The sequence below is a fragment of the Anaerolineae bacterium genome (assembly GCA_016931895.1).
Classification (GTDB): domain Bacteria; phylum Chloroflexota; class Anaerolineae; order 4572-78; family J111; genus JAFGNV01.
On record JAFGDY010000312.1, the window covers coordinates 1 to 8363 of the forward strand.

At 51.3% G+C, this 8363-nt stretch carries 6 protein-coding genes and 1 pseudogene; 5 read left to right on the forward strand and 2 right to left on the reverse strand.

The features are described from left to right. Positions 1-310 precede the first annotated feature (310 nt). Positions 311-841, reverse strand: a complete 531-nt coding sequence (locus JW953_23800) for a winged helix-turn-helix domain-containing protein (protein ID MBN1995732.1) — start codon at positions 839-841, stop codon at positions 311-313. A 294-nt stretch (positions 842-1135) separates the two neighbouring features. Between JW953_23800 and JW953_23805 the strand changes: the two genes are divergently transcribed. From JW953_23805 to JW953_23815, 3 genes are all read left to right on the forward strand, one after another. Continuing rightward, on the forward strand, positions 1136-1969 hold the full coding sequence (locus tag JW953_23805) for a MerR family transcriptional regulator (protein ID MBN1995733.1): 834 nt from the start codon (positions 1136-1138) through the stop codon (positions 1967-1969). Next, the gene (locus JW953_23810) at positions 1966-2877 is read left to right on the forward strand and encodes an alpha/beta hydrolase (GenBank protein ID MBN1995734.1); all 912 of its coding nucleotides are present in this window, start codon (positions 1966-1968) and stop codon (positions 2875-2877) included. The genes JW953_23805 and JW953_23810 overlap by 4 nt, the downstream gene beginning before the upstream one ends. A gap of 341 nt (positions 2878-3218) precedes the next feature. Then, a complete protein-coding gene (locus JW953_23815) occupies positions 3219-4289 on the forward strand; it encodes a hypothetical protein (GenBank protein MBN1995735.1) in 1071 nt (356 codons plus the stop codon). A 58-nt stretch (positions 4290-4347) separates the two neighbouring features. On the opposite strand, the gene JW953_23820 is transcribed toward JW953_23815, so the two are convergent. Beyond that, a complete protein-coding gene (locus JW953_23820) occupies positions 4348-5583 on the reverse strand; it encodes an ISAzo13 family transposase (protein ID MBN1995736.1) in 1236 nt (411 codons plus the stop codon). A 1448-nt stretch (positions 5584-7031) separates the two neighbouring features. On the opposite strand from JW953_23820, the pseudogene JW953_23825 reads away from it, so the two are divergent. Both JW953_23825 and JW953_23830 read left to right on the forward strand, forming a co-directional pair. After that, positions 7032-7332: pseudogene (locus tag JW953_23825) on the forward strand (hypothetical protein). Positions 7333-7365: 33 nt separating this feature from the next. Further along, a complete protein-coding gene (locus JW953_23830; protein MBN1995737.1) occupies positions 7366-7965 on the forward strand; it encodes a hypothetical protein in 600 nt (199 codons plus the stop codon). Positions 7966-8363 lie beyond the last annotated feature (398 nt).

Consider the following 8363-nt stretch of genomic DNA (forward strand, 5'->3'; position numbering starts at 1 on the left):
CCCAATATGTAGGGGCGAATCCTTGTGGTCGCCCTGGGCAGGCACAAGACCTGCCCCTACACCACGGAAATTCTGGAAGAACCACAACCATATTGGGCTTCCGTTCTCGGATCGTCTCTATCCCCTCTGCCTCCAAAACGGCTTCCACTTCCCGCTCTGGAACAGCTCGGTGGATCGCTTCCACTTTCAACTCGCAACTGAACTTGCTATCTTCGGCTATTTGCCGTAATCTATATCTCATAAGGTGGCTCCTGGATTACTTTCTGGATTTGTCCTCATCGAAAGTTTACTCCAGTTGCCACCTTTTTGCTTATTTGAATGGTATTGGACCTAAGGCGGCCTTGAGTTTGAAGTAATCCTCAATGAATTCTCGCTGTTCTTGCTGTTTCTCCTCATCGACTTGGCCGGGCACGATACGAGTTTTGATCCGACGATACCCTTTGCGCCGCAGCAGGGCTTGCATGCCCCGCTGACTGTACTCAACCCCGAACCTTTTCTTGACGAACGCCACCACCTGTTTGGCGTAATGATAAGGCTTGCGCTCCAACTCCTTTTCCACCTCGGCCCACTGCTCATCACTCAGAACGCACGCCTGCCCTTTGTAGCCCCACTGCCGCAGCCCGTCGATGCCTTGGGCGATAAAGGTTTTTATCCATCTCTTGAGCGTCCTGATGCCGACCATCAGAATCCGTTGCAACTCTTTTAATTCATAACCACGGACATACAGGATGATGCAGGGCATGCGTTCAGCCATCCGTCGGTCGCCTTCCTGTTTGTACAGAGTTTCAAGGTCTTTGATCTCGCTATCGGTCAAGGTTAAGGGCTCCAGTTCCTTGTTCATTTCGGTTCACCTCCGCGTTTTGAACCTGAGCATAATACCCCGTGTTGCGATTAGGGCAAACTGGAAATTTCAGGGTCGTATGCCGCCGTGGGGTTACCGCGAGCCGGTAGTCCCACGCGAGCACGGTTAGCCGGATTCTTGCGTGGTGAGTAGGTTTTGATAGAATCAGTAGAGCCAAATTTATGAGGTTAAAAACTATTTCGGCTCCCCTCCTGCGGGGTCAGGCCGCAAGATAGGGAGAGAAGTAAAATTCATCCTTGACTCTAGGGTTACCCGAGGTGTTAAACTACAGGCATGTTCCAAATAGGCGAGTTTTCCCGTATAGCAAGCGTGACCATTGATACGCTGCGTCATTATGATGCGCTTGGTTTGTTTAAACCGGCCCAGGTAGACCCGTTCACGGGCTACCGTTACTACACCGCCAAACAATTGCAGCCCCTCAACCGGATCATCGCGCTGAAAGAGGTTGGGTTTTCGTTGGAGGAGATTGCGCACATTCTCCGGGATAAACCCACCGCAGATGAATTGCGTGGCATGCTGAAAGCGCAGTTAGCGCTGGCCGAAAACGCCATAGAGACCGCCCAACTGCGCCGGGAACGAATTCTGGCTCGCCTGAATTATCTCAACCTGGAGGAAAATATGCCTGCCTACGAAGTAACCCTGAAATCTATTGATCCGCTTATTGTGGCGGCCATCCGGGAAATGGTGCCAACAATTGAGCAAGTGCCCCAACGTATCGGCGAAATGCTCCATACCATTGCCGGTTGGATGACGGCCAACCGCCTGTCTTTCGGTTCCCCCATGACCATCTATCATAACGAAAGTTATACCCGCGAGAATGTTGACACCGAGTGTGCCTTTATCATCTGCGGCACAGAAATCCAAAAGATTGCCAGGCCTATGAGTCCGATCATTGTCCGTCAGATGGAAGCCGTTCCGCACGTGGCCGCCACCATTGTGGCCGACAAAAAGAGCGAGAGCTTTAAACTGGCCTACAATACCATTGGCCGGTGGATAGAAGCGCATGGTTATGGCATTGTTGGCCCGCCGCGAGAAGTGTATTATGGCTCTTATGAAGATTATACCACCGAAATTCAGTTTCCGGTTGAAAAGGGGGAACAACGATGAAACCGTCAGCCGATCATCCTTTTCGATCAACGGAAGCAAAAGCGGAATATCTGGCCCGCTATGATGCAGCGGCAAAAGCCTGGCCGATCCCTTCAGAGGGTAAGATGGCAGACACTGCATACGGGCAAACGTTTGTGCGGGTCAGCGGGCCGGTTGGCGCGCCGCCGTTGGTGTTGCTGCCCGGGGCCGGAAGCTGTTCTCTACAGTGGATACCAAACATCGCGGCGTTGTCCGGGCGTTATAGAACCTATGCGGTGGATAGCCTCATCAACACCGGTTGCGTTGGCCGGAGCGTGTACACGCGGGCCATAACCGGCCCGGCTGACGTTGGGCAGTGGCTTGATGAGTTGTTCAATGGACTGGGCCTGGCAGACAACGTCAATCTCCTGGGGGCGTCGTACGGCGGTTGGCCGGCCGGCCGGTATGCGCTGCACGCCCCGGGCCGGCTGAGCAAAATTATTTGGGTGGCCCCGGCCGGCACGGTATTGCCCTTTCGGGCAGGGTACCTTCTGCGGTCCATATTTCTCAACCTGTCGCCTCGCCGTAACACGTATATCCGCTTTTTTAAATGGTGTTTCAAGGACCTGGCCCAAAAGGATATGCAGATGTTGGAAGCCATAGCCGATGAGTTTTTGCTGTCGGCGCGATGTTTTGAGCCGGTGAATCCCCGGCAGTTGCCCGCATTAACGCCACTGACGGATGAAGAATGGCAGCGCATCAACGCGCCCGCGCTCTTCCTGGTCGGTGAAAACGAGGTGCTGTATTCTGCTCAAAAAGCGGTACAGCGGCTCAACAAGGTGGCCCCGCACATACAAACAGACATCATTGCCAATGCCGGCCACGATCTATTGCTTGTGCAGACAGAGCTGGTCAATCAAAAAATAACGGCGTTCCTGGCGCAGCCGTAAGGCTTAAAGAACGCAAGTGTGGGCCTATCAAATAATCTCCGTTGAAACCCTCCCCGCAATTGGCCGTAATCTTCAAATCCGGTTATACTTGAATAGGCTTGGCTTAGGGCTAAGGATTTAATAGCTTCTACATTATTTTAGAGATAAATTCCTCGCCAAATCGGCAAGTTACTGGATGCGCCGGTTGCAGAGGCAGAGGCGCTGTTGGCCCGGCTTGCAGGCCCGGACTCTGAATAAGGCCTCACCCGGCCTCGGAGGACAAATGGAAAACTTATACCGGGTACAAAAAAAGACGTTCCCATTGTTAAGCGGCCAAGGTGGGAAATGGCAAGAGAACCCAAATGATTTGGCTACGAGGCTGCCGCTCTAACAACCCCCTTGCGCCCGAGCTGGTCAAAATTATGCACCGTTCAAGGAGATATGTCTCATTCCTTTTGCTATGGCTGATCTTCACCGCTTGCGCCGGTAACCCACAAGCTACGCCAACGGTTGAGCCGCAAAAAATTCAATTCTCGTCCGGTGGCGTTGCTTCATTGTCCATCCCCTCCTTGAATGGGAATAAAATAGCCATGCGGGTCCAGAAACCGGCAGGAGACGGCCCCTTTCCGGTTCTCATTGGGGTGGCCGGAGGCGATGGGATGTATGCTTTTCAATCAGCACTGCCGGCCCGCCTTCTGGAAAAGGGGATTATCACGGTAGATTTTGCGCCCCAGGGTCGAGGGGAGAGTGAAGGGGAGGATGATCATCATGGCTTGGTGCATCAAGACGATCTGAAGGCTATTGTAGATTTTGTGAGTGGGCTTTCGTTTGTTCAAAAAGATAACATGGGGCTTCTCTCCTATTCTTATGGCGTTGTGCTGGCCACAGGGGCCTTGGCCCGCTATCCAGAGATGCCGGTGGCCTTTCTGATTGATTGGGAAGGGCCTTCTTGCCCGGGTAAAGATTTGCAGCGAGGGTTGGCCAATGATGAGGCTTGGGCCTATGCGCTAATCCGGTTTTTGAACAAGGGCCGTGAACCGGCCCCGGAAGAATTGTCTCAAATTATACTCCACGGTGGGGCAATATTTGACGAAGGGTATTGGGCGGAAAGGGATGCCTCCGGTTTTGCGGCGGACCTACCTTGTCCGTATTTACGGGTCCAGTTTGACCAGGATCACGCGCAGGGATCGTCCAAGAGCCAGATGATCGCCATCATTAACGCTGCAACAATAAACAGCGGGCAGTGGACCCGCTGTAATGATAATCCCCCCAACATCATTTATTCTGAAGAAGAACTTTCCCGGTATCATTTTCATAATTACTCAGGCCACGAGAGGGCGGGGCTTTCTTCAGTCTATTCCCAATCTGTAGATACGGTTCTTCTTGGTTATGCGGAAGAGATGTTCTTTGCCCGGCCTTACGAAAGTCGGTGAATGTTTGGGGTTGGCGAAGAGCTGGCTTAAATCAGGTTAGGCAGTACCGAAAAAATAATCATCCCAAAATCGAGTTGGGAAAAGGAGAGATACGGACAAAGTATTTCTCCAAACCAGGTAGACGTTCAAAGCGATTTTCCAACTCATCCATAGCTTTCTGGGTCAATTTGACTCCGGTATAATAGTTTTTTTTAACAATTTCAACTACGGGATGAACACCGTTATAGGTCATATTTTGAGCAAAATGAAAGACAGTTTCCAGGGTATCAAGCAAACTGCCATTCCAATAGTTTTCCAAAACACCCCACACCCGTTCAATAGGATTATATTTGCTATGATAGGGTGGATAGTAGGCCCACTCGATGGTCTGCTGGGTTTCATCGGCCAATTGGGTTATTCTTTTCATAAACTGAGTTCGTCGAGAGTGACATTCAGGGCCATTATCCTGGTTAATGACCAGAGTTTTGACCAATGGAAAACGTGCTTTATTCATAGTCCAAACGTGCTCAATACAATCGACAATCAAATCACTGGTTACCGGAGAGGTGGTCAAAAAAATGTAGGTTTCATTGAATTGAGGTAAGAAAACACCCCCTGGAGTTACCATCTTATCCGGTCGATAATCGTGATCAAGGGCTTTAACTGTGACCCGATTGTAGCCCCCTCTGGACAATAAACCCAGTAAAACGGTTCCTTTGGCATCAACTGACAGCCGCAACATTGTTTCATCTGCATCAGCTTCAGCATTGACCAGGGCTAATTGCTCAAAGATGGCATCTGTTTCCGGTTTTTTCTTGAGTGGTCTACTTTTCCTGACTTTTTTCAATGTATAGTCCAGTTGATTGAGTTTGTGTCCGATTGTATCTGCACTCGGTAGCTCCTCATCACGGTACCCTTTTTGTTCAAGCAATTGTTTTCTGACCTCGGCGGCACTCAAACGAATATACAATTGCGTGGTCTGGAAGGTTGGGTCTGTTTGACTGACTGCATTGGCAATCGCTTTGATGTCAGCCAGCAAATCGGGCAAGTAGTATTCAGCCGGTTTCCGACCCCGCGTCCTAAAATTATCCAAGTAGGCAAAGTGGCCTTCCAATTCTGCCATCCCTTTCCGTATTGTGCCTCGGTTCCAGCCCAGTTCTTCTTCCGCCCGACGTTGCCCACCCTTACCCAATCCTTTGACTACTTTGGCCTTAAATATCCGTCTGGCGTACCCTTTTAACTCTTGCGCCGTTTCAATAAAAATAGTTTTCAATTGGGCGTATGTAAAGGTTGGGGGGGAGAAATGACAAAACACCGGGGATGAGGTAACTTTTGATAATCGACCAAGATTGTCAAAAAGGAACCTGAGTAGCCGATGTCTTGTCTAACCAACACTATAGCTCAAAGTGACCCATCATTGCAAGAACTGATTGATAAGATAAAAAATGCGTCCTCACTGGCGTTGCTCATTTTGGCGGCACTGCAATTGGGGCGAGTGGTGGCCGCCAAAGTAGCCGAGGAGGTTTTGAACGAGCGGGGGCAAGCGCCGGACGAGGGCGGGGTGTGTCCCGACTGTAATCAAAATCTGGAAAGTAAGGGACTGAAGCGGCGAGAAATGATTACTTTGCTAGGGTTGGTCAAATGGCGACGACGGGTGCGGGGCTGTCCGGGTAAGTGTGCCACGGGCCAAGTGGCGTCATTGGATGCCGCCTTGGGGTTGAAGCCTTATCAACGGACGAGCCTGGAAGTGAAATGGTTGGCCTGTGCCTTGGCCGTGTTTGTCCCGTTTGAGATAGCCGCCGTGCTATTCGAGTTATTGACGGGAGTCAAGGTAGAGAGCAAATCCATTTGGTCGTGGGTGCAACAGAGTGGGCAGCGCGCGATGGCTCAGTTGGCGAACCAACTGGCAGCCCTGACTCAAGGGGAGTTGCCGGAAGAGGAAGTGTTGGCGACGGGGACCAAGACCTTGCCCCTGCTAATAGGGGCTGATGGGGTGATGACCCCCTTCCGTCCCCAAGCGGGCAGGGCTAAAGGCAAGACGGTCTGGCGGGAGGTGAAGGTGGGGATCCTGGCTCGCTTGGGTGAACGGGTGACGACAGCCGGCCAGCGGGTCACGCACTTGACCCAACGCCGCCTGGTCGCGGTGTTAGGGGACATTGACGCCTTAAGTCCTCGCCTGTGGCTGGAAGCGGTACGGCAAGGCGTGTCGAGTAGTCCGCAGGTGGTCTGGTTAGCCGATGGCGGGCGGGGCTTCTGGCGACTCTTTGAGGAACGTTTTGCCACGGCCGGTCTGACAGGCACGCTCACCGGCATTCTGGACTTTTACCACGCCGCACAAAATTTATGGAAAGGCAGTCAGGCCTGGCTGGATGGACGCACCCAACGGGCACGAGACTGGTTCAAGTCCGCTCGCCGCTTGTTGCGGCAGGGCAAAAGTAATGCGGTTTTGGCCGATATCGAGGCGGCTCTCGCCCTGGAAGGTCTCCCCGCTTCTGCTTACCAGACCTTGACCAACTTGTATACCTACCTGGACAAACATCGTGACCACATCGATTACGCTAAATTTAAAGAGTTGGGGCTACCGATTGGCAGCGGTATCGTTGAAAGTGCTTGCAAGTGGCTCATCCAACAGCGATTCAAAGGGGTGGGTATGCGCTGGAGTGAGGACGGTTTCAACCATTTACTCCATCTCCGCCTGGCTTGGGTCAATGGACGATTTGATGACCTGTTTGTTTTGGCTGTCCCCCCCAACACGCCCAGTATTACCTGCTCTCGTTGGACGGGAGCGGCTATTACAGCTCGAACAAGGCACATTGTGCTTCTTGTCTGCAAAAGCAGCATAAAAATGGTGAGACGACCTACTATCATCAGCTCTTGGTGGCAGCGATTGTCCATCCTGATCAGGCGGTGGTCATTCCTTTGGCCCCAGAACCGATTGTGAAGCAAGATGGGGCCAGCAAGAATGATTGTGAACGCAATGCGGCCAGGCGTTTTTTGGCCCGACCACCCTGATTTACCCCTGATCATCACCGAAGATGCCTTAAGTGCCAATGGGCCCCATATTCGAGAATTACAAAAGCATGAGCTGCACTACATTTTGGGGGTCAAAGAAGGCGATCATGCCTTTCTGTTTGATTATGTTGAAACAGCGCATCAAGCGGGTCAGACCACGGTCTATGAACAGCACATCAAAGGGGCTATCCACCGTTTTCGTTTCATCAATCAAGTGCCCTTGAATGCTTCCAATCAAGACCTGCGGGTCAATTTCATCGAATATTGGCAGATCTCCCCCAGCCAAACCCGACACTTCTGTAAGATCACCGACTTCACCGTGACCAAATTCAATGTCTGCGAACTGATGCGCGGGGGACGCACCCGCTGGAAAATCGAAAATGAAACCCTCAACACCCTCAAAAATCAAGACTATCATCTGGAACACAACTATGGCCACGGCCAACAATATCTGTCGTTGGTCTTTGTCTTGTTGATGATGTTGGCCTTCCTGGTCGACCAAGTCCAACAACTCACTTCGTCTTTGTTCCAGGCGGTGTTGAAAAAGGAAGGCAGTCGCAAAAGACTCTGGGATCATATGCGGGCCTTGTTTTACACCTTGCCAGTTTCCTCACTGGATGACATCTTCAACGCTTTGCTTTATGGCTACAAAATCGAAGGGTTGAACATTTTGGGCCCCACTTGACTTGAACCGCTTTGAAACCCTGGGAGGAGTGCGCCCTTTAACCGAACTGCCCTTACTTCTGCCGCTATGACCCTGAAATTAGAATTCCCTGTGTGGGTACGCTTGACTTGGAGTTTTATCATTGGCTTGACCAGCTTGATTATGGAATGTGTATTTTGAAAGAAACACCCCATAACGGGAATTGCTGCTCAATGATGACACAACGACCCTGGCTTAAGCAAATTTGGTCAGCTACTTTTTGTTAATTCACATAATGTATGCAATTGCCCTATGGCCTGCCTCAAAAAGTGTTGACACAACAGATTCAGGCTGGTAAAATCCAGGCAGTTCAATTGCCTTCAGGAGACCTGCTTGTGGCTGCCGAAAATAATGGCCAGGATTACCAAACCAAAGATGAA